At 73.7% G+C, this 21,228-nt stretch carries 19 protein-coding genes and 1 pseudogene; 15 read left to right on the top strand and 5 right to left on the bottom strand.

What is annotated here, in order from left to right; translation table 11 throughout:
* The first annotated feature begins 389 nt into the window (after positions 1 to 389).
* The 3 genes from AB0O40_RS33230 (at position 390) to AB0O40_RS33220 (ending at position 2,345) form a co-directional block, all read left to right on the top strand.
* Positions 390 to 965: a histidine phosphatase family protein gene (locus tag AB0O40_RS33230; protein WP_365049234.1), complete on the top strand. Its 576-nt coding sequence runs from the start codon at positions 390 to 392 to the stop codon at positions 963 to 965.
* An 85-nt stretch (positions 966 to 1,050) separates the two neighbouring features.
* Entirely contained in the window at positions 1,051 to 1,809 is a 759-nt protein-coding gene (locus tag AB0O40_RS33225) for an N-acetyltransferase (protein WP_365049233.1), read from the top strand.
* 14 nt (positions 1,810 to 1,823) lie between these two features.
* Complete coding sequence (locus AB0O40_RS33220) at positions 1,824 to 2,345, top strand: DinB family protein (RefSeq protein WP_365049232.1); 522 nt, start codon at positions 1,824 to 1,826, stop codon at positions 2,343 to 2,345.
* A 74-nt stretch (positions 2,346 to 2,419) separates the two neighbouring features.
* Here AB0O40_RS33220 and AB0O40_RS33215 read toward each other — a convergent pair whose 3' ends face one another.
* Complete coding sequence (locus tag AB0O40_RS33215; RefSeq protein ID WP_365049231.1) at positions 2,420 to 2,905, bottom strand: VOC family protein; 486 nt, start codon at positions 2,903 to 2,905, stop codon at positions 2,420 to 2,422.
* Between the two features lie 198 nt (positions 2,906 to 3,103).
* Between AB0O40_RS33215 and AB0O40_RS33210 the strand changes: the two genes are divergently transcribed.
* From AB0O40_RS33210 to AB0O40_RS33185, 6 genes are all read left to right on the top strand, one after another.
* On the top strand, positions 3,104 to 4,759 hold the full coding sequence (locus AB0O40_RS33210; protein ID WP_365049230.1) for a GDSL-type esterase/lipase family protein: 1,656 nt from the start codon (positions 3,104 to 3,106) through the stop codon (positions 4,757 to 4,759).
* Between the two features lie 90 nt (positions 4,760 to 4,849).
* Positions 4,850 to 5,878: an N-acetyl-gamma-glutamyl-phosphate reductase gene (gene argC / locus AB0O40_RS33205; protein ID WP_365049229.1), complete on the top strand. Its 1,029-nt coding sequence runs from the start codon at positions 4,850 to 4,852 to the stop codon at positions 5,876 to 5,878.
* Complete coding sequence (argJ, locus tag AB0O40_RS33200; RefSeq protein ID WP_365049228.1) at positions 5,875 to 7,047, top strand: bifunctional glutamate N-acetyltransferase/amino-acid acetyltransferase ArgJ; 1,173 nt, start codon at positions 5,875 to 5,877, stop codon at positions 7,045 to 7,047. Before argC ends, argJ begins: the two co-directional genes overlap by 4 nt.
* Complete coding sequence (gene argB / locus AB0O40_RS33195; RefSeq protein WP_365049227.1) at positions 7,044 to 8,009, top strand: acetylglutamate kinase; 966 nt, start codon at positions 7,044 to 7,046, stop codon at positions 8,007 to 8,009. Before argJ ends, argB begins: the two co-directional genes overlap by 4 nt.
* Positions 8,006 to 9,202: an acetylornithine transaminase gene (locus tag AB0O40_RS33190; protein ID WP_365049226.1), complete on the top strand. Its 1,197-nt coding sequence runs from the start codon at positions 8,006 to 8,008 to the stop codon at positions 9,200 to 9,202. Before argB ends, AB0O40_RS33190 begins: the two co-directional genes overlap by 4 nt.
* 7 nt (positions 9,203 to 9,209) lie before the next feature.
* On the top strand, positions 9,210 to 9,746 hold the full coding sequence (locus tag AB0O40_RS33185) for an arginine repressor (RefSeq protein ID WP_365049225.1): 537 nt from the start codon (positions 9,210 to 9,212) through the stop codon (positions 9,744 to 9,746).
* 62 nt (positions 9,747 to 9,808) lie between these two features.
* Here the strand turns inward: AB0O40_RS33185 and AB0O40_RS33180 are convergent, their stop codons facing one another.
* The 3 genes from AB0O40_RS33180 to AB0O40_RS33170 all read right to left on the bottom strand — a co-directional run bounded on the left by AB0O40_RS33180 (position 9,809) and on the right by AB0O40_RS33170 (position 12,329).
* Positions 9,809 to 10,507, bottom strand: coding sequence for a L,D-transpeptidase family protein (locus AB0O40_RS33180; protein ID WP_365049224.1), 699 nt, complete (start codon positions 10,505 to 10,507; stop codon positions 9,809 to 9,811).
* A gap of 108 nt (positions 10,508 to 10,615) precedes the next feature.
* Entirely contained in the window at positions 10,616 to 11,197 is a 582-nt protein-coding gene (locus AB0O40_RS33175; protein WP_365049223.1) for a pyridoxamine 5'-phosphate oxidase family protein, read from the bottom strand.
* Between the two features lie 61 nt (positions 11,198 to 11,258).
* Positions 11,259 to 12,329 (bottom strand): hypothetical protein, encoded by a 1,071-nt coding sequence (locus AB0O40_RS33170; RefSeq protein ID WP_365049222.1) that lies wholly within the window; start codon positions 12,327 to 12,329, stop codon positions 11,259 to 11,261.
* A gap of 153 nt (positions 12,330 to 12,482) precedes the next feature.
* On the opposite strand from AB0O40_RS33170, the gene AB0O40_RS33165 reads away from it, so the two are divergent.
* The 5 genes from AB0O40_RS33165 to AB0O40_RS33145 all read left to right on the top strand — a co-directional run bounded on the left by AB0O40_RS33165 (position 12,483) and on the right by AB0O40_RS33145 (position 18,974).
* On the top strand, positions 12,483 to 13,676 hold the full coding sequence (locus AB0O40_RS33165; RefSeq protein WP_365049221.1) for an argininosuccinate synthase: 1,194 nt from the start codon (positions 12,483 to 12,485) through the stop codon (positions 13,674 to 13,676).
* A gap of 80 nt (positions 13,677 to 13,756) precedes the next feature.
* Entirely contained in the window at positions 13,757 to 15,187 is a 1,431-nt protein-coding gene (gene argH, locus AB0O40_RS33160) for an argininosuccinate lyase (RefSeq protein WP_365049220.1), read from the top strand.
* Positions 15,188 to 15,330: 143 nt separating this feature from the next.
* Entirely contained in the window at positions 15,331 to 15,879 is a 549-nt protein-coding gene (locus AB0O40_RS33155; RefSeq protein ID WP_365049219.1) for a helix-turn-helix domain-containing protein, read from the top strand.
* Positions 15,876 to 17,420 carry an MFS transporter gene (locus AB0O40_RS33150; protein ID WP_365049218.1) on the top strand — a complete coding sequence of 515 codons (1,545 nt, stop codon included), beginning with the start codon at positions 15,876 to 15,878 and terminating at the stop codon, positions 17,418 to 17,420. The genes AB0O40_RS33155 and AB0O40_RS33150 overlap by 4 nt, the downstream gene beginning before the upstream one ends.
* Positions 17,421 to 17,489: 69 nt before the next feature.
* Positions 17,490 to 18,974, top strand: a complete 1,485-nt coding sequence (locus AB0O40_RS33145; RefSeq protein ID WP_365049217.1) for a membrane-associated oxidoreductase — start codon at positions 17,490 to 17,492, stop codon at positions 18,972 to 18,974.
* A 75-nt stretch (positions 18,975 to 19,049) separates the two neighbouring features.
* Here AB0O40_RS33145 and AB0O40_RS33140 read toward each other — a convergent pair.
* Positions 19,050 to 19,812 (bottom strand): annotated as a pseudogene (locus AB0O40_RS33140) (lysophospholipid acyltransferase family protein).
* A gap of 195 nt (positions 19,813 to 20,007) precedes the next feature.
* Between AB0O40_RS33140 and AB0O40_RS33135 the strand changes: the two are divergent.
* The coding region (locus tag AB0O40_RS33135) for a glycerophosphodiester phosphodiesterase (RefSeq protein ID WP_365049216.1) at positions 20,008 to 21,228 on the top strand (1,221 nt) is incomplete at its 3' end.

Below are 21,228 nucleotides of genomic sequence, written 5' to 3'. Positions count from 1 at the left end.
ACCGGCGCGGAGCGTCGGTATGGGGGTCCGGGGCGGAGCCCCGAAAGGCCCGGCGCGCAGCGCTCGGGCTCCGGGGGTCCGGGGGCGGAGCCCACGGTTTCGGGAAGGGGCGGGTAGGGGAACGGCTCCGCGCAGCGGCCACCCGCACCCGTCGCCCGGCCCGAGCCACGCCGACCGGCCCTCCGGGGGGGCGAGGGCACAGCCAGGGCGGCGGGGCGCGCCCGACCGGGCGTACGGCCGCCGCCCCGGCCAAGGCGCACGCACGGGCGGCGGCACCCGCGGCCGCCGGCCGGCCAAGGCAGACGCACAGCCAACGGCACCCACGGCCGCGTGGAGCGGATATGGCCGGACTCCTTGACCGTTCGGCACCCGCCCCCCACCATCACCGCATGCATGTTCGGGTCACGCTCGTCGCCGCAGCCCGTAGTTCCCCGCTGCTCGCCGAGCGCTTCGACGACGACCGGCCGCTGGACCAGAGCGGCTGGCGCGAGGTGGAGCTGGCCGCGCACGGACTCGTGCCGCTCGGCGCCGCCGAGTTGCGGTACTGCTCGCCCACCCCGCGCAGCCGCGCCACCGGCCAGGCCCTGGGGTACGCCCCGCTGGCCCAGCCCGCGCTGCGGGAGTGCGACATGGGGCGCTGGCGCGGGCTGACCCTGGCCGAGGTCACCGCGCGGGAGCCGGCGGCGGTGGAGGCCTGGCTGGTGGACCCGCGGGCCGCCCCGCACGGGGGCGAGTCCCTGCTCGACTTCATCACCCGGATCGGCGGCTGGCTCGACACCCGGCCCGCCGACGACGGGGGTGCGATCGTGGCGGTGGCCGAACCCTCGGTGGTGCGGGCCGCGCTGGTGTACGCGCTGCGGGTGCCGCCGCTGACGTACTGGAGCGTGGACGTCCGGCCGCTTGCGGCGCTCACCCTCACCGGCTGGTCCGGCCGTTGGCACCTCTCGCTGGAGGCGGCCTGCTGAGTGCGGGCCGCACGGACCGCCACCATGCCGCTGACGAGCGGAAATGCGGTGGAGCCGGCCGGGACGCAGCGGTTATGTTGCGGCCATGGACGCGCACGACACCACGATCACCACCCTTGCCGAGCGGCCCGAACTCCGGGACGCCCTCTGGGGGATGAAGACCACCTGGCCGGCCTACGTGCCGCACGACCCGGTCGGCTGGCTGCTGATGGGACGTATCGCGGCCGAGTTGTCCGAGTACGTCCTGGTCGCCACCGATGCGGCCGGCGAGGTGATCGCCCGGGGCTTCAGCGTGCCGTTCGCCCTGCGGGCGGAGGGTCGCGGCGAGCTGCCCGACCGGGGCTGGGACCAGGTCCTCCTGTGGGCCTTCGCCGACCTGCGCCACGGCGTCACCCCGGACACCGTCAGCGCCATCGAGATCACCGTCGACCCCGGCCGGCTGGGGCAGGGCCTGTCCCACCGGATGCTCGCGGCGATGCGGGAGAACGCCCGGGCCCGGGGCTTCGCCGAGGTCGTGGCGCCGGTCCGGCCGAACGCCAAGCACCTGGAGCCGGCCGTCCCGATGTCCGAGTACGCCTTCCGGACCCGGCCCGACGGCCTGCCGCAGGACCCGTGGCTGCGGGTGCACGTCCGCGCCGGCGGCACGATCGAGAAGGTGGCGCCCGCCTCCATGACCGTCTCCGGCTCGGTCGAGCAGTGGCGGGAGTGGACCGGCCTGCCCTTCGACACGGCCGGTACGGTCACGGTCCCCGGGGCGCTGTCCCCCGTCCGGTGCGAGCCCGAGCTGGGGCACGCCGTCTACGTCGAGCCCAACGTCTGGGTCCGGCACCCGCTGACGAAGTGAACGGAGACACCGCGATGACCGCTCTCGAGACCGGTGCGGGCGCGGCCCGCACCGCGCCGTCCACCACCGCCGGGGACCGGGACTCGCTCACCGCGTTCCTGGACTACCAGCGGGCCACGCTGGCCTGGAAGTGCTCCGGGCTGAGCGAGGAGCAGCTGCGGCTGCGGCCCATCCCGAGCACCGGGCTCAGCCTGCTGGGCCTGGTCCGGCACGTCGCGGAGGTGGAGCGCAGCTGGTTCGCCAACGTGGTCCAGGGGGAGGGCCGGGGCGCCCTGTGGCCCCGGATCGACGGCGAGTTCGCGGAGTTCCGGGTCGAGGACGCGGACGTGGCCGAGGCCTTCGCCTTCTGGCAGCGGGAGTGCGAGCTCTCCCGGGCCGCGGCCGCGGCGGTCGGCTCCCTGGACGACACGGTGGAGTTCCGTGGCGACACGTACTCCCTGCGGTACGTCCTCACCCACATGATCGAGGAGTACGCCCGCCACAACGGCCACGCCGACCTGATCCGCGAGGCCATTGACGGCGCGACCGGCGAATAGCCGCCGCCCGCCCGGTACCCCGGTACGCCCGCCGGGCCCGCCCGGTGCGTCCGGGCGGGCCGCGCGCGCCCGGGTCATCCCGCGGTCGCCAGGCGGCGGGTCAGCTCCTCCTCGGTGATGTCCTCCAGGTGCTGGAGGAAGACCCACATGTGGCCCGAGGGGTCCTTGAGGATGGCGGTGCGGTCGCCGTGGAACATGTCCTTCGGCGGCTGGAGCACCTGCGCACCGGCCGCCTCGGCCCGCTCGGCCAGTGCGTCGACGTCCGCCACGAAGACGTGCAGCGTCACCGAGGTGCCGCCGCCCAGCGCCGCCGGGGAGGCGAAGCGCGCGGCCTCCGCCTCGTCCACGCTCACGTCCCCGAGCATCAGCACCGCCCCGCCGATGGAGATCTCGGCGTGCAGGATCCCGCCGCCGGGGGAGTCCACCCGGAAGTCCTCGCGCGCCCCGAAGGCCCGCTGGTAGAAGTCGATCGCGGCCGCCGCGTCGTCGACCATGATGTGCGGGACCACCGCCAGCCGGTACCGCTCCGGAACCACCGTGTGGACGCTCTGCTCGCTCATGTCGGCTCTCCTCGATCCGCGACCGCCGGGCCCGTCCCGGCGGCGGTGGTCCGAACCTAGGAACTCAAGCCCGCTTGAGGTCAACCCCCCGTCCCACCGCGGCGGTTCCCCCGGCCACCGGCCCTCGGCGTCGCCCCCGCGCCGGTGGCCTGGTACAACACCGACGGTCAGACCATCGCTCGATCTCGGGGGAACACGATGAACGCCCGCCGCGCCGTCCTCGGCGTGCTCGCCGCCGCCACGGCCCTGCTCCTGCCGGCCGCGCCCGGCCCGCTGCTCGCCGCCTCGCCCGCCGTCGCGGCCCCGGCGCCGCCGACCGTCCGGGTCCTGCCGCTGGGCGACTCGATCACCTACGGGCAGGGCAGCTCGTCCGGGGGCGGCTACCGGCAGCCGCTGGCCGACCTGGCTGCCGGTCAGTCCCGCTACGCCCTCGACTTCGTCGGCTCGCTGGTCCACGGACCCCAGTCCGACCCGGCCCACGAGGGCCACGCCGGCTACACCATCGACCGGATCACGGCCGGCGCGGGCCGGTGGATCCCGGCCGCGCGGCCCGACGTGATCCTGCTGCACATCGGCATCAACGACCTCAACCAGGGCGCGGACCCCGACCGGGCCGCCGACCGGGCCCGGCTCCTGCTCGACCGGATCTTCGAGCTGCGGCCCTCGGCCACCGTCCTCATGCAGGGCCTCATCGGGACCACCCCGGGCTGGGACGACCAAGACCTCACCGGGCAGGCGGCCCGCTACAACCACCTGCTGAAGACGGAGGAGGGTGTCCAGCAGGCCCGCGGCCGGCACTTCCGCTTCTTCGACGCCCCCGACCTGACCACCCTCCGGCAGGCCGACCCGGCGCACCCCGCGCAGATGGCGGACGGCCTGCACCCGAACGACGGCGGCTACTCCCGGCTGGCCGGAGCCTTCTTCGCGGCCCTGGAGCAGGCGCGCACGGCCGGCTGGTTCACCGGCGGTCCGGCCGCCCCGGACCAGCCCCGGCCCGTGACCACGGTCCACCTGCTGCGCCGGACGCCGGGCGGCGGGCTCTTCGGCGCCGAGGGCGACTACGCCGCCGGCCGCTGGAGCGGCTGGTCCGACCAGGGGGCCGCGGGCCTGGGGGAGGTCACCGGCGCGGCGACCGGCGCGGTGAACCGGATCTTCGCCATCGACGGCGAGGGCCGGCTCCTCGAGAACGACGGCGACTACGCGGCCGGCACCTGGTCCGGCTGGTACCCGCAGGCGGGTGCGCCGAAGGCGAAGGCGGTCTCCGCGGCCTCGGACGGGTCGATGCTGCACCTGGTCGTGATCGGGCTCGACGGCCGGCTGTGGAACTCCGACCGCGACGCCGCCTCGGGGCGGTGGAACGGCTGGACCGACCACGGCGGCACCGGCCTGCGGCGGGTGGCGAGCGCCACCACCGCCGACCACGTCAACCACATCGTCGCCGTCGACGGCACCGGCCTGCTGGTGGAGCTGGACGCGGACTACGCCGCCGGCCGCTGGAGCGAGTGGAAGGCGGCCGGCCCCGACGGCGGCTTCCGGGCCCTCGACGTGACCGCCGCCGCCACCGACAACACCCTCCACCTGGGGGCCGTGGGCCTGGACGGGAACTGGTACAACGCCGACGGCGACTTCGACCGGCGCGCTTGGGGCGGCTGGTGGAACGGCGGCGGCGGCGACCTCACCCGGATCGCCTCGGCCGCGGCGAACGACGTGAACCACGTCTTCGCCGTCCGCACGGACGGCTCGGTCATCGAGCGCGACGGCGACTACAGCGCCGGCCGCTGGAACGACTGGGCCACCCCGCCGGGTAGCACCCCCGCCGCCGCCCTGGCCGCCTCCTTCACCCTCCGCCCGTAGCCCCGCCGGGCCTGCTCCCGCGACCGAAAAAGAGCTTTGCATAAACGTGCATCGATGCGTATAGTCATGCCATCGAACATGGAGGGTCCGATGGTGGTACGTGCAGCGGTGGCGGGAGCGAGCGGGTACGCGGGCGGTGAGCTGCTGCGGCTGCTGCTGGCGCACCCCGGGGTGGAGATCGGCGCGCTCACCGGCGCCTCCAACGCCGGGCAGCGCTTCGGCGCCCTGCAGCCGCACCTGCTGCCGCTGGCCGACCGGGTGCTGGAGCCGACCACCGCCGAGGTGCTGGCCGGCCACGATGTCGTCTTCCTCGCACTGCCGCACGGCCAGTCGGCCGCGGTGGCCGAGCAGCTGGGCGCGGACGTGCTGGTCGTGGACATGGGCGCGGACTTCCGGCTCAAGGACGCCGCGGACTGGGAGAAGTTCTACGGCTCCCCGCACGCCGGTACCTGGCCCTACGGCCTCCCCGAGCTGCCGGGTGCCCGCGCCGCGCTGGAGGGGTCCAAGCGCATCGCGGTGCCCGGTTGTTACCCCACCGCCGTCTCGCTGGCGCTCTTCCCGGCGTACGCGGCCGGCCTCGCCGAGCCGGAGGCGGTGATCGTCGCGGCCACCGGCACCTCCGGCGCCGGCAAGGCCCTCAAGCCGCACCTGCTCGGCTCCGAGGTCATGGGCTCGATGAGCCCCTACGGCGTCGGCGGCGGCCACCGGCACACCCCCGAGATGGTCCAGAACCTCTCGGCGGCGGCCGGCGGCCCGGTGACGGTCTCCTTCACCCCGACCCTGGCGCCCATGTCCCGCGGCATCCTCGCCACGTGCAGCGCCAAGGCCGCCCCCGGCACCACCGCCGAGGCCGTGCGCGCCGCCTACGAGAAGGCGTACGCGGACGAGCCCTTCGTCCACCTGCTCCCCGAGGGGCAGTGGCCCGCCACCGCCTCCGTCTACGGCTCCAACGCCGTCCAGGTCCAGGTCGCGTACGACGCGGCGGCCGGCCGGGTCATCGCGATCAGCGCCATCGACAACCTCACCAAGGGCACCGCCGGCGGCGCGGTGCAGAGCATGAACATCGCCCTGGGGCTGCCAGAGTCCCTGGGTCTTTCCTCGATTGGAGTCGCACCGTGAGCGTCACGGAAGCGCAGGGGTTCTCGGCGGCGGGCATCGCCGCGGGAATCAAGGAGAACGGCAACCCGGACCTGGCCCTCGTGGTCAACCACGGGCCCCGCCTGGCCGCCGCGGGCGTCTTCACCTCCAACCGCGTCAAGGCCGCCCCCGTGCTGTGGTCCGAGCAGGTCCTGCGCGGCGGCGCGGTCAGCGCCGTGGTCCTCAACTCCGGCGGCGCCAACGCCTGTACCGGCCCCAAGGGCTTCCAGGACACCCACGCCACCGCCGAGCGGGTGGCCACCGTCCTCAACGCGCAGGGCATCGGCGGCGAGCACAACGCCGGCGAGATCGCGGTGGCCTCCACCGGCCTGATCGGCGTCCTGCTCCCCATGGACAAGCTGCTGCCGGGCATCGAGACCGCGGCCGGCACCCTGTCCGAGGACGGCGGCGAGGCCGCCGCGATCGCGATCAAGACCACCGACACCGTGCACAAGACGGCCGTGACCACGCAGGACGGCTGGACGGTCGGCGGCATGGCCAAGGGCGCGGGCATGCTCGCCCCGGGCCTGGCCACCATGCTCGTGGTGCTCACCACCGACGCCGACCTGGGCAGCGCCGCCCTCGACGCGGCCCTGCGCTCGGCGACCCGGCTGACCTTCGACCGGGTCGACTCCGACGGCTGCATGTCCACCAACGACACCGTGCTGCTGCTCGCCTCCGGCGCCTCCGGGATCACCCCGGCCGCCGACGCGTTCGCCGAGGCCGTCCGGACCGTCTGCGACGACCTGGCCCGCCAGCTGATCGGCGACGCCGAGGGCGCCAGCAAGGACATCCGCATCGAGGTGGTGGGCGCCGCCTCCGAGGAGGACGCCGTCGAGGTCGGGCGCTCCATCGCCCGCAACAACCTCCTCAAGTGCGCCATCCACGGCGAGGACCCCAACTGGGGCCGGGTGCTCTCCGCCATCGGCACCACCAAGGCCGCCTTCGACCCGGACCGGCTGCACGTGGCCATCAACGACGTCTGGGTCTGCAAGAACGGCTCGGTGGGCGAGGACCGCGACCTGGTCAGCATGAAGGACCGCGAGGTGCGGATCACCGCCGACCTGTCCGCCGGCTCCGAGTCGGCCGTGATCTGGGCCAACGACCTCACCGCCGAGTACGTCCACGAGAACAGCGCGTACAGCTCATGAGCGGGACCGACAGCGCCGCCGGCAAGGCGGGCCAGCCGGGCGCGGCCACCGCGCGCAAGCACACCGCCCAGCCCAAGGCGCAGATCCTCATCGAGGCCCTGCCCTGGCTCACCCGGCACCACGGCAAGACCGTCGTCATCAAGTTCGGCGGCAACGCCATGATCGACGACGACCTCAAGGCCGCCTTCGCCCAGGACGTGGTCTTCCTGCGGCACGCCGGCCTCAAGCCGGTGGTCGTGCACGGCGGCGGCCCCCAGATCAGCGCCCAGCTCGACAAGCACGGCCTGGTCAGCGAGTTCAAGGCGGGCCTGCGGGTCACCACGCCCGAGGCCATGGACGTGGTCCGGATGGTGCTCGCCGGGCAGGTCCAGCGCGAGCTGGTCGGCCTGCTCAACCAGCACGGCCCGCTCGCCGTCGGCATGACCGGCGAGGACGCGCACACCATCAGTGCCACCAAGCACCTGCCCGAGATCGACGGCGAACCGGTCGACATCGGCCGGGTCGGCGAGATCACCGCCATCGACACCGGGGCCATCGAGGCGCTGCTGGACGACGGCCGGATCCCGGTCGTCTCCTCGATCGCGCGCAGCGAGGACGACGGCCACGTCTACAACGTCAACGCCGACACCGCCGCCGCCGCGCTGGCCGCGGCCCTGGGCGCCGAGACGCTGATGGTCCTGACCGACGTCGAGGGCCTGTACGCCGACTGGCCGCACAGCGACGAGGTGATCAGCCAGCTCACCGCGAGCGAGCTGGAGAAGCTGCTGCCCGAGCTGTCCAGCGGCATGGTCCCCAAGATGGAGGGGTGCCTGCACGCCGTCCGCGGCGGGGTCCGCACCGCCCGGGTGATCGACGGCCGCGTCCAGCACGCGATCCTGCTGGAGATCTTCACCGACGAGGGCATCGGCACCATGGTGCTGCCGGACGCCCCGACCGACACGCACGAAGGGGGAGCGCAGTGACCGGCAACCAGGAGCTCGCGCAGCGCTGGCAGGACACGCTGACGAACAACTACGGCACCCCGGCGCTGGCGCTCGTCCGCGGCGAGGGCGCCCAGGTCTGGGACGCCGACGGCCGGCAGTACACCGACTTCGTCGGCGGCATCGCGGTCAACGCCCTCGGCCACGCCCACCCGGCGATCGTCGCGGCCGTCTCGGACCAGATCGCCACCCTGGGGCACGTCTCCAACCTCTTCGGCTCCGAGCCGGTGGTGGCCCTCGGCGAGCGGCTGCTCCAGCACTTCGGCCGCCCCGGCAAGGTGTTCTTCTGCAACTCCGGTGCCGAAGCGGTCGAGGCCGCCTTCAAGGTCGGCAGGCTCACCGGCCGCACCCACATGGTCGCCACCCACGGCGGTTTCCACGGCCGCACCATGGGCGCCCTCGCCCTCACCGGCCAGCCCAAGAAGCAGGGCCCCTTCCTGCCCCTGCCCGGCGAGGTCACGCACGTGCCGTACGGGGACGCGGAGGCGCTGCGCGCGGCGGTCACCGAGGAGACCGCACTGGTGGTCATCGAGCCCATCCAGGGCGAGAACGGCGTGGTCGTGCCGCCGGCCGGCTACCTGGCCGCGGCCCGCGAGATCACCCGGGCCACCGGCACGCTGCTGGTCCTCGACGAGGTGCAGACCGGCATCGGCCGGTGCGGCCAGTGGTTCGAGCACCAGGCCCACGGGGGCATCGAGCCCGACCTGGTCACCCTCGCCAAGGGCCTGGGCGGCGGGCTGCCCATCGGCGCGCTGGTCGCCTTCGGGCCGGCCGCCGACCTCCTCCAGCCCGGCCAGCACGGCACCACCTTCGGCGGCAACCCGGTCGCCTGCGCCGCCGGCCTGGCCGTGCTGGACACCATCGCGGCCGACGGGCTGCTCGACCAGGTCAAGGACCGCGGCGAGCGGCTGCGCGCCGGAATCGAGGGGCTGGGCCACCCGCTGGTCTCCCACGTCCGTGGCGCGGGCCTCCTGCTGGGTATCGTGCTGACCGAGTCCCTGTCGCCCCAGGTGCAGCAGGCGGCTCAGGATGCCGGCTTCCTGGTCAACGCGCCCGCCCCCGACGTCGTACGGCTGATGCCGCCCTACGTAGTCTCGGAGGCCGAGGTGGACGCGTTCGTCCTGGCCCTGCCCGGGATCCTCGACACAGCAGGCGGCGGACGGACCGGAGAATGAGACGACGATGAGCCAGGCCCAGGACAACGAGTACGGGGGCCCTGCCGTCCCGCAGACCCGCACCGCCCGCCACCGCCGGATCGTGGACATCCTCAACCGGCAGCCGGTCCGCTCGCAGAGCCAGCTCGCCAAGCTGCTCGCCGACGACGGGCTGAGCGTCACCCAGGCGACGCTCTCCCGGGACCTCGACGAGCTCGGCGCGGTCAAGATCCGCAACACCGGCGGCGAGTTGATCTACGCGGTGCCCAGCGAGGGCGGCTTCCGCACCCCGCAGGCCCCGCTGGGCGAGTCCGCCAAGGAGGAGCGGATGCGGCGCCTGTCGGGCGAGCTGCTGATCTCGGCGGAGGCCTCCGCGAACCTCGTCGTCCTGCGCACCCCGCCCGGCGCGGCCCAATTCCTGGCCTCGGCCATCGACCAGGCCGAGCTCCAGGCGATCCTCGGCACCATCGCGGGCGACGACACGCTCATGCTCATCAGCCGCGACCCGGCGGGCGGCCAGGCCCTCGCCGACCACCTGCTGCGGCTGGCCCAGAAAGAGGGCTGAGCACACCGCCGACGGCCGGCCCCCGCACCGCGCGGGGGCCGGCCGTCGGCGTCGTACCGGCCTCAGGCGCGCCGCACGTCCAGCGGGCCGCCCCGGGTGCCGATCGCGATGTGCGGGCGGCGGTCCGGGTCGGCCCAGCGCAGCAGCGCGCGCATCGCCGCCCGGGGGACCGAGACGCAGCCGGCCGTCGCCCCGCGGCCGTTGACGTGCAGGAAGATGCCGGCGCCCCGGCCGCGCACGGGCTTCGCGTAGTTGAAGCCGATGACCAGGGCGTGGGCGTACTGCTCGCGGTAGGCCGCCAGGTGCTCGGCCTCGCCCGGCGCGCAGTCCGCGGGCAGCGGTTCGGTCCAGCGGTTGTAGCGGGCCGAGGCGTTGTCCTCGCACCACCAGGAGCGGTCGGTGACGGCCCGGTAGGGGTACTTGGTACCGGCCGGGGCCCGGTCGATGCCGAAGGCGTACGGCAGGTCGTACAGGCCGGCCGGGGTGGTGGAGGTGCCCTGGACGCGGCCGGCGCCGTCGGCGAGGCCGTTCGCCCCGAAGCGGGCGGCTGCCCGGCCCGCCTCGTGCCAGCGGCCGGCCCGCCGGTCCCACCAGATCAGCGTGCCGGTGGTGGCGCCGGCCGCCGGGGCGACGGCGGTGATCAGCTGGGAGCCGCCGCCGGTGTCGGCCAGCAGCGCGGGCAGCGGCGGTCCCGGGGTCCGGGCGAGCGGCGGGGTGATCAGCAGGGCGGCCCCTGCGGCCAGTGCGGCGACGATGCGCATGCGGTGCGGACCCCCGGTGCGGAGCGGGCACGGACGGGCCGTCAGCCGGCCGTCCCCTGGCGGGATCCGGCCGGTGGCCCGGCCGGAACCCTGGGATCCTACGGCCTGTCAGGCCGTGCGCGCCGGAAGCGGCAGCGGAAGCGCCGGCAGGCCGTCCAGGCTCTGCCCGACGTACTCCTTCTTCTCGCAGTAGGCGGCGAACTCCTCGTCCGTCTTGCGGCCGAAGTACTCGGCGTGCAGGGTGCGTTCCTCGCGGTAGTCCATGAACGGCACCGCGTACCCGCAGGTGTCGGAGATCCGGGTGGCGTGCACCAGGATGACGGCCCGGGCCGAGGGGCCGTCGACGGCGCCGAAGAGGGCGATCAGCTCCCCCCAGCGCGGGTCGTCCCGGAAGACCGCCTCGCCGTCGCCGTGCACCCGCACGATGTTCGGGGGCCCGCTGAAGGCGCACCACATCAAGGTGATCCGGCCGTTCTCCCGGACGTGCGCGATGGTCTCCGCGCCGCTGCCGCCGAAGTCGAGGTAGGCCAGGGTGTGCTCGTCGATGACGACCAGCGTGCCGGCCCGCCCCTTGGGCGACAGATTGATGTGGCCCTGGCCGGACAGCGGCGCGGTGGCCGTGAAGAACACCGGCTGCTCCTCGATGAAGGTCCGCAGCCGGCCGTCGATGCGCTCATACGTTTTGCCCATGGCTCGATTATCGCCCCCGGTCGACCATCCAGACAGGACGGTCGACCGGAAGCGGTGCCTCCTACGGGGTGCCGTAGAGCAGGCGCACACCGGTCGCGGCCCGCGCCCGGACCGTCTCCCGCGGGTGCTCCAGCAGGGCCCGCAGGGTCGGTCCGTCCTCCGCCGCGGACCCGGATTCGGCCAGCCCCACCGCCGCCCACGGCGGTACCGGCCCCCGCGGGTCCGCGCACAGGGCGCGGTAGCGGGCCACCGGATCGGCGCCGTGCCGCCGCAGCACCCAGCGCGCGCAGGCCCGCACCATCGCGTTGCGGTCCACCAGGAACGGCTCCGCCCGCTCCGGGCCGGGGGCCCGCCGCAGCGCGGTCACCCCGGCGGCCCGGACCCGGGGCGTCCGGGCCGAGAGCAGCGGTGCGACCACGGCCGGGTCCGCCGTCCCGCCCATGCCGGCCAGGGCGGCGTCGCAGCACAGCTGCTGGACCACCGCGTCGTCGTCGGCCGCGGCCAGCGCCGCCAGCGCGACGGGGGAGAGCAGCCCGCGCCGCAGCGCGAGCCGGACCCCGAACCGCCGGGCGGCCCGGTCCGGGTGCGCGGTCAGCGCCCCCACGTCCCCGGCCGGCAGCTCCTCGACCGCCGCGGTGACCTGGGCCGGTACCCGGTCGCCCCGCTCCCGCCGGGCCAGCCGCAGCGCGAGCGGCACCAGGTCCACCAGCTGCGCCGGCCCGGCGGCCGCGAGCGCCCCGGGCAGCAGGGCCCGGGCCTCCTCGCGGACCGCCGGCGCCCAGTCGGTGCTCCGGATCAGCAGCAGCGGCAGCAGCGCGGGGACCTGCGCCCCGGCCGTCAGCGCCAGCGCGCGGATCCGGCCGTCCGGGTGGCACAGGGCCAGCGCCAGTTCGCCGGTCCACAGCCCGGCGCGGTAGCCGCCGCCCCCGGTCCGCAGCCGGACCCGCTCGGCCAGCCGCTCCACGGCGCCGGGCTCGTACCCGGTCCAGGTGGTGCGGGCGTGCTCGCGCACGCCCCAGTCGAAGTCGGTCCAGCGCTCGGCGGCGGCCGGTCCGCCGAGCACCCGGGCCACCGGCTCGCCGGCCGTCACGCGTCGTACCAGGTCCGTCCAGGACGCTCGTTCCCCTGTCATGCGGGGATGGTAGGCGGCCCCGGGCGGCCTTCGCCTCCTGTTATTCGCCGGTATCCATGCAGGTCAGAGCCGTTCCGCCCGAGGTCGTTGACGAAACATGCGGAGTAGTGCATAGTTATGCCTGTCGTTGATTGCACCGTGAAGGAGAAACCCGTGACCGAGCGCGTCGTACTCGCCTACTCGGGCGGCCTGGACACCTCCGTCGCCATCGGCTGGATCGCCGAGGAGACGGGCGCCGAGGTCATCGCCGTTGCCGTGGACGTCGGCCAGGGCGGCGAGGACCTGGACGTCATCCGCAAGCGCGCGCTCGCCTGCGGTGCCGTCGAGGCCGAGGTCGCGGACGCCAAGGACGAGTTCGCCGAGGAGTACTGCCTCCCGGCGATCAAGGCGAACGCCATGTACATGGACCGGTACCCGCTGGTCTCGGCCCTGTCCCGGCCGACCATCGTCAAGCACCTGGTCGCCGCCGCCAACAAGCACGGCGCCTCGATCGTGGCCCACGGCTGCACCGGCAAGGGCAACGACCAGGTCCGCTTCGAGGCCGGCATCCAGGCCCTCGGCCCGCACCTCAAGTGCATCGCCCCGGTCCGCGACTACGCGATGACCCGCGACAAGGCCATCGCCTTCGCCGAGAAGGCCGACCTGCCGATCGCGACCACCAAGAAGTCCCCGTACTCCATCGACCAGAACGTCTTCGGGCGGGCCGTCGAGACGGGCTTCCTGGAGGACATCTGGAACGCCCCGATCGAGGACATCTACGAGTACACCTCGAACCCGGCCACCCCCCGCGAGGCCGACGAGGTCGTCATCTCCTTCAAGGCGGGCGTCCCGGTCGCCATCGACGGCAAGCCCGTCACCGTGCTCCAGGCGATCCAGCAGCTCAACGAGCGCGCCGGCGCCCAGGGCATCGGCCGGATCGACATGGTCGAGGACCGGCTCGTGGGCATCAAGTCCCGCGAGGTGTACGAGGCCCCCGGCGCGATCGCGCTGATCGCCGCTCACTCCGAGCTGGAGAGCGTCACCGTCGAGCGCGAGCTGGCCCGCTACAAGCGGCAGGTCGAGCAGCGCTGGAGCGAGCTGGTCTACGACGGCCTGTGGTTCTCCCCGCTCAAGCGCGCCCTGGACGGCTTCATCAACGAGGCCAACCAGCACGTCACCGGTGACATCCGGATGACCCTGCACGGCGGCCGCGCCGTGGTCACCGGCCGGAAGTCCGAGGAGTCGCTGTACGACTTCAACCTGGCGACCTACGACTCGGGCGACACCTTCGACCAGTCCAAGGCCCAGGGCTTCATCGACATCTTCGCCCTGTCGGCGAAGATCGCGGCCAAGCGCGACCTGGCGTAACGCCCCCTCGTCGACAGGCCGCCTCCCCGCCCCGCGGCGGGGAGGCGGTGGCACATCCACCCTCTTGAGGAGCAGTAGCTGTGAGCAGCAACAACGGTGACGTCCGGCTCTGGGGCGGCCGGTTCGCCGACGGCCCGGCCGAGGCCCTGGCGAAGCTGTCCGCGTCGGTCCACTTCGACTGGCGGCTGGCGCCGTACGACATCGCCGGCTCCCGCGCCCACGCACGCGTGCTCCACACGGCGGGACTGCTCACGGCCGACGAGCTCGAGCGGATGATCGCCGGGCTGGACCTGCTGGAGGCCGACGTGGCCGCCGGTACCTTCACCGGCACCATCGCCGACGAGGACGTCCACACCGCCCTGGAGCGGGGCCTGCTGGAACGGCTCGGCCCGGACCTCGGCGGCAAGCTGCGGGCCGGCCGGTCCCGCAACGACCAGGTGGCCACCCTCTTCCGGATGTACCTGCGCGACCACGCGCGGATCATCGGCGGCCTGGTCGCCGAGCTCCAGGACGCGCTGGTGGGCCTGGCCGAGGCGCACGCGGACGTGGCCATGCCCGGCCGCACGCACCTCCAGCACGCCCAGCCGGTGCTCTTCGCCCACCACGTCCTGGCGCACGTCCAGTCGCTGTCCCGGGACGCGGAGCGGCTGCGGCAGTGGGACACCCGCACCGCCGTCTCGCCGTACGGCTCCGGTGCCCTGGCCGGGTCCTCGCTGGGCCTCGACCCGGAGGCGGTCGCCGCCGACCTTGGCTTCGAGCGCGGCTCGGTGGGCAACTCCATCGACGGCACGGCCTCGCGGGACTTCGTGGCGGAGTTCGCCTTCGTCACCGCGATGATCGGGATCAACCTGTCCCGGATCGCCGAGGAGATCATCATCTGGAACACGAAGGAGTTCTCCTTCGTCACCCTCCACGACGCCTTCTCCACCGGCTCCTCGATCATGCCGCAGAAGAAGAACCCGGACATCGCCGAGCTGGCGCGCGGCAAGTCGGGCCGGCTGATCGGCAACCTCACCGGCCTGCTGGCCACCCTCAAGGCGCTCCCGCTGGCCTACAACCGGGACCTCCAGGAGGACAAGGAGCCGGTCTTCGACTCCTGCGACACGCTCGAGGTCCTGCTGCCGGCCTTCACCGGCATGATGGCCACCCTCACGGTCAACCGGGAGCGGATGGAGGAGCTGGCCCCTGCCGGCTTCTCGCTCGCCACCGACATCGCCGAGTGGCTGGTCAAGCAGGGCGTGCCGTTCCGGGTGGCGCACGAGGTCGCCGGCGAGTGCGTCAAGGTCTGCGAGGCCGAGGGCATCGAGCTGGACCAGCTCACCGACGAGCAGTTCGCCAAGATCTCCGAGCACCTGACCCCGGAGGTCCGCACCGTCCTGGACGTCAAGGGCGCGCTGGCCTCCCGCAACGGCCGGGGCGGCACCGCCCCCTCCGCGGTCGCCGTCCAGCTCACCGAGGTCAAGGCCGACCTGGTCATCCAGCACGCCTGGGCCACCGCCAAGCAGAAGTAACCGCGGATCCCGCACCCCGACCGGGGCGGTCCGGCGCACCAGCGCCGGGCCGCCCCGGTCTTTGGCGTTCCCGCAGGACCTCCGGAACGCTGCACCGAGCCGATAATGAGACAAGAATGTCTCATCTGAGGTATGGTTGTCTCATGGCCATGGACCGCGACCAGGTGCTGCGCGACGCAGCCGCCCTGCTCTCCCGCAAGTCGACCGCGACGATGGACGAGGTCGCGAAGGCCGCCGGGATCGGCCGGGCGACCCTGCACCGGCACTTCGCCGGCCGCGACGCCCTGGTCCGCGCACTCGAAGAACTCGGCATCCGCGAGTTCGAGGGCGCCTGCGACCGGGCCGGCCTGGAAACCGGCTCCCCGGTCGAGGCGCTGCGCCGCCTGATCGCCGAGAGCGAGCCGCACGCCCAGCTGCTGGCCTTCCTGGTCACCGAGAACCAGCTCTTCGAAGGCGACCAGGTCAACGCGGGCTGGGCCCGGCTGGACGCGCGCGTCTGCGCGCTCTTCCGCCGCGGCCAGGAAGAGGGCGAGATCCGCATCGACCTCAGCCCCGCCTGGCTCACCGAGGCCCTGTACGGCCTCATCGGCACCTGCGCCTGGGCCGTCATGGACGGCCGGGTCGCCGCCAAGGACTACCACCACATGATCACCGAGCTGCTGCTCGGTGGCGCACGACGGAGTGAGAGATGACCAGTACCGAACAGCTGCGAGCAGGAGAAGGGACGATGGCCAAGAGCCGCGGGCGCTGGCTCGCGCTCTCCGTCCTGGTGCTGGCCGTGCTGCTCGTCGCGGTCGACGCCACCGTCCTCGGGCTCGCCACGCCCTTCCTGAGCGAAGACCTCAAGCCGTCCGGCACCCAGCTGCTGTGGATCGGCGACGTCTACTCCTTCATCATCGCCGGCCTGCTGGTCTCCATGGGCAGCCTCGGCGACCGGATCGGCCGCAAGAAGCTGCTGCTGACCGGCGCCGTCGCCTTCGGCGCGGTCTCCGTGCTCAACGCCTACGCCACCAGCCCCGAGATGATGATCCTCGCCCGGGCCCTGCTCGGCGTGGCCGGCGCGACCCTGATGCCCTCCACCCTGGCCCTGATCCGCAACATCTTCCACGACCCCAAGGAGCGCAGCCTCGCCATCGGCATCTGGGGCGCCACCGCCTCGGCCGGCGCCGCCGTCGGCCCGGTGGTGGGCGGCTTCCTGCTCGAGCACTTCTGGTGGGGCTCGGTCTTCCTGATCAACCTGCCCGTGATGGCCGTCCTGGTGGTCGTCGGCGTCAAGCTGCTGCCCGAGTCGAAGAACCCGGTCGCCGGCCCCTGGGACCTGGTCAGCGTCGGCCTCTCCCTGGTCGGCATCATCGCCCTGGTGTACGCCGTCAAGGAAGCGGCCACCGAGGGCCCCACGGCCATGGCCGGCGCGGCCGCGCTGCTCGGCCTGGCCGCCCTGTGGGCCTTCGTCCGCCGCCAGTTCACCCTCGCCGCGCCGCTGCTCGACATGCGGCTGTTCCGGCACCGCGGCTTCTCCGGCGCGGTCCTGGCCGACCTGCTCACCGTCTTCGGCCTCTCCGGCCTGGTCTTCTTCCTCTCCCAGTTCCTCCAGCTCGTCCAGGGCCGCGAGCCGCTGGAGGCGGGCCTGGCCGAACTGCCCGCCGCCATCGGCGCGGTGGTCACCGGTCTGGTCGCCGGCCGCTACGCCCGCCGCTACTCGGTGCGCTCCGTGGTCACCGGCGGCCTGGCCGCCATCGGCCTGGCGCTCGGCGCGCTCACCCTCATCGACCGGTCCAGCGGCTACCCGCTGCTGGGCGCCTCGCTGCTGGTGGTCGGCCTGGGTGCCGGTTTCTCCTTCACCGTCACCGCGGACGTGATCCTCTCCAGCGTGCCCAAGGAGCAGGCTGGTTCGGCCTCCGCCGTCTCCGAGACGGCCTACGAGCTCGGTGCGGCCCTCGGCATCGCCCTGCTCGGCTCGATCGTGACCGGCGCCTACCGGGGCTTCCCGGTACCGGCCGGGGTGCCCGCCCCGGTCGCGGAGGCGGCCCACGAATCCCTCGGCGGCGCCGTCGAGGCGGCCAGGACGCTGCCCGGCCCGACCGCCGAGGCCGTCACGACCGCCGCCCAGCACGCCTTCGTCGACGGGCTCCGGCTCGCCTCCGGGGTCGGCGCGGCCGTCCTGCTGGCCACCGCCGTCGCCGCCTGGTTCCTGCTGCGCGGCCAGCAGCTCGCCGACCACGTCGAACACTGACGCCCCACCAGACCGCGGCGCCCCGCGCACAGTTGACAGTGTGATCGTCCGACCGGCAGCATCCGGCCGGTGGAGATCAACGACCTGACACCCGCGGAGCGCCGCGTCTGGCAGGCCTTCCCCTTCGACGAGGCCGTGGACTTCCGCGAGGACCCCGACGAGGACCCGGTCACCGGCGCCTCCTGGGGCCCCGAGCGGACCGTACGGGCGGAGGTGCTGCGGGCGCTGATCCTGGGCGGCCCGGTCCGGGAAGGTGCCACCGCCGGACTGAACCTGACCGGTGTCAGGATCACCGGCGAGCTGTACCTCAAGTACGGCCGCAGCGAGCACCCCCTGCGGATGCGCGGCAGCTGGTTCGAGAAGACCCCGGTCTTCTACGGAGCGCAGCTGCCGACGCTGGTCCTGACCGACTCCGTGCTGCCCGGCCTGGACGCCCCCAACATCCACCTCGACCTGCAACTGCGGCTGTCGTGCGCCCGGATCGCCGGCCAGGTCAAGCTCTCCGGCGCGCGCATCGCCGGCGGGGTGTTCCTCAACGACGCGGTCTTCGGGCCCGCCGGCGAGGACTGCGCCGGTGACCACACCGAGCCGACCGCCCTGCTCCTCAACCACGTCTCCGTAGGTACCGACATCCGCGCCAAGCGGCTCACCGTGCACGGGCGCACCCTGCTCAACGCCACCACCGTCGGCGGCCGGGTCATCCTGGACGACTCCCGCCTCCTGGCGCCCGGGGGCAACGCACTCCAGGCCGAGACGCTCTCGGTCGGCACCGATCTGCTCGCCCGCAGGCTGCACGCCGAAGGCACCTGCAACCTCAGCAGTACGCGCATACCCGGGCAGCTCAACTTCCACCGGGCCCGCCTGTTCGCCCCCGACGGCACGGCCCTGCGGGTCAGCAGCGCGGTCCTGGGCGAACTGTGGCTGAGCCGCACGGCCACCGTCCGGGGCGCGGTCAGCCTGCGCCGGGCCCAGATCGACGTCCTGTCCGTACCGCCGCAGGTCTGGCCCGACCGGGTGCGGCTCGACGGCCTCACCTACCGGACGCTGGGCCCGCACGTACCGGCGGAGGACCGGCTGCCGCTACTGGCGCACGACGAGGCCGGCTACCTTCCCTACGCCTACGAACAGCTCGCCACCGCCTACCGCACCGCGGGCGACGAGGCCGGCGCCCGCACCGTGCAACTGGCCAAACTCCGCCGGCACCGCCGCACCCTGCCCCGGCACGCCCGCCTCTGGGGCCTCCTCCAGGACGCCACCGTCGGCTACGGCTACCGGCCCATGCGGGCCGCCGGCTGGCTGTGCGCCCTGCTGCTGACCGGCGCGGTGGCCTTCGCCGTGCACACCCCGCCGCCGCTCAAGCCCGGCGAGGCCCCCCAGTTCAACCCGGTCTTCTACACCCTCGACCTGCTGCTGCCGGTCATCGGCTTCGGGCAGGAGGCCGCCTTCGCCCCGGCCGGCTGGCAGCAGTGGCTCTCGTACCTGCTGATCGTCACCGGCTGGACCCTGGCCACCACCATCCTGGCCGGTATCAGCCGCTCGCTCAGCCGGCAGTGACCACCGCCGCGCGGCACGCCGAAGGGCCGGACCCCTGACGGGATCCGGCCCTTCGCGACACCTCGGTCCGGCGGCTCAGGCCGCCTTCGCCTTGGTCGCGTACATGTCGACGTACTCCTGGCCCGACAGCCGCATGACCTCGGTCATCACCGAGTCGGTGACGGCCCGCAGGACGTAGCGGTCCCGGTCCATGCCCTCGTACCGGGAGAACTCCATCGGCTCGCCGAAGCGCACGGTCACCTTGCCGGGCCGCGGCAGGCCGGCGCCGCCGGGCTGGAGCTTGTCCGTGCCGATCATCGCGAACGGGACCACCGGCGCCCCCGTCATCAGGGTGAGCCGCGCGATGCCGGTCCGGCCCCGGTACAGGCGGCCGTCGGGGGAGCGGGTGCCCTCCGGGTAGATGCCGAAGATCCGGCCCTCCTCGAGGATCCGGCGGCCGGTCATCAGCGCCGCGACGCCGCCGTTGGCGCCGTCCCGGTCCACCGGGACCATGCCGACCCCGGTGAAGAACCACGCCATCAGCCGGCCCTTGAGGCCCTTGCCGGTGACGTACTCGTCCTTGCCGATGAAGCACACCTGACGGTCGCAGACCAGCGGCAGGATCATCGAGTCGATGAACGTGAGGTGGTTGCCCGCGAGGATCACCGGACCGCTGCCCGGGATGTTCTCCACGCCCTCCACCTGGGGGCGGAACATCAGGCGCAGGACCGGTCGGAGTGAGGCCTTGATCAGCGCGAAACGGGACAACGGGAGCCCTCCGGCGTCGTGAGCGGTTCTTGCACCGCACCAAGTCAGTGCAGGTGAGGACGATACTCGCGGGTGCACTCTGATCGCACATCGGGTTCACGAAGCCGATACGCGGTGTTGACGCGTGTTTCCGTCATGTTCCGGTCGGGCTCGACCCGATGTAAGCAAGCGCTGCCTACCATCGGCACGCCGATCCAGGGGCCTGCGCCCCGGAGATCCCGGGACCGCGGACCCTTCCGCCGGATCGGCTTTCGAACCGGATCCGAGTCGAAGCCGAGGAGCACTCATGACGCAGGGTGGGACGGCGCGCCGCAGCGTGCTGGGGGCGGCGGTACTCGCCGCGGGCACGACCGCGGTGAGCCTGGGGGCGGGCCCCGCGGCCGCCCAGGGGGCCGCACCGGCCCAGGCGGCGGCGGGCGGCCACGGCCGGGGCTACCGCGCCCTGCCGGTGCCCACCGTCATCGGGCACCGCGGCGCCAGCGGCTACCGGCCCGAGCACACCCTGGGCTCGTACCAGCTGGCCCTGGACCTCGGTGCGCACGTCATCGAGCAGGACCTGGTCCCCACCAAGGACGGGCACCTGGTCTGCCGCCACGAGAACGAGATCGGCGGCACCACGGACGTGGCCGACCACCCGGAGTTCGCCGGGCGGCGCACCACCAAGACCGTCGACGGGGTCGCGATCACCGGCTGGTTCACCGAGGACTTCACCCTCGCCGAGCTGAAGACCCTGCGGGCCAAGGAGCGCATCCCCGCGGTCCGCCAGCGCAACACCCTGTACGACGGGCGCTGGGCGGTGCCCACCTTCGAGGAGGTGCTGCGCTGGGCCCGCCGGGAGGGCCGCCGCCGGGGCCAGGAGGTGTGGCTGCACGTCGAGACCAAGCACCCCACCTACTTCCGCTCCCTGGGCCTGGGCCTGGAGGAGCCGCTGGCCCGGCTGCTGCGCCGGTACGGGCGCGACCACCGCGACGCGGCCGTCTTCCTCCAGTCCTTCGAGCCCTCCTCCATCCAGCGGCTGGGCCGTCTGGTGGACGCCCCGCGGGTGGTGCTGCTCGGCGCGGCCGGCACCCGGCCCTGGGACCTCGAGCAGGCCGGGGACCCGCGCACGGTCGCGGACCTGGTCAAGCCCGCGGGTCTGAGCTGGATCGCCGGCTTCGCCCAGGGCATCGGGCCCACCCTGGACCTGATCCTGCCGCGGGACGCGGCCGGCGGGCTCGGCACGCCCACCACGCTGGTCGCCGACGCCCATGCCCGGGGGCTGATCCTGCATCCGTACACGGCGCGCAACGAGAACCAGTTCCTGCCGCTGGAGTACCGCAAGGGCACCGACCCCACCGCCTACGGCGACGCCTTCGGCGCCTTCCGCCGGTACTTCGAGCAGGGCATCGACGGCATCTTCACCGACCAGGCCGCCGTTCCGCGCCCGGGCCGAGACCGGGGCCAAGACCCTCACCCTGACCGACCCCACCGTCAACGACCTCGGGTGCGACGCCCCGCGCACCGCCTT

This window comes from Streptomyces sp. NPDC089919 (genome assembly GCF_040684615.1).
In the GTDB taxonomy this organism is placed as follows: Bacteria; Actinomycetota; Actinomycetes; order Streptomycetales; family Streptomycetaceae; genus Streptomyces.
This window is presented reverse-complemented; position numbering and strand designations above follow the sequence as displayed.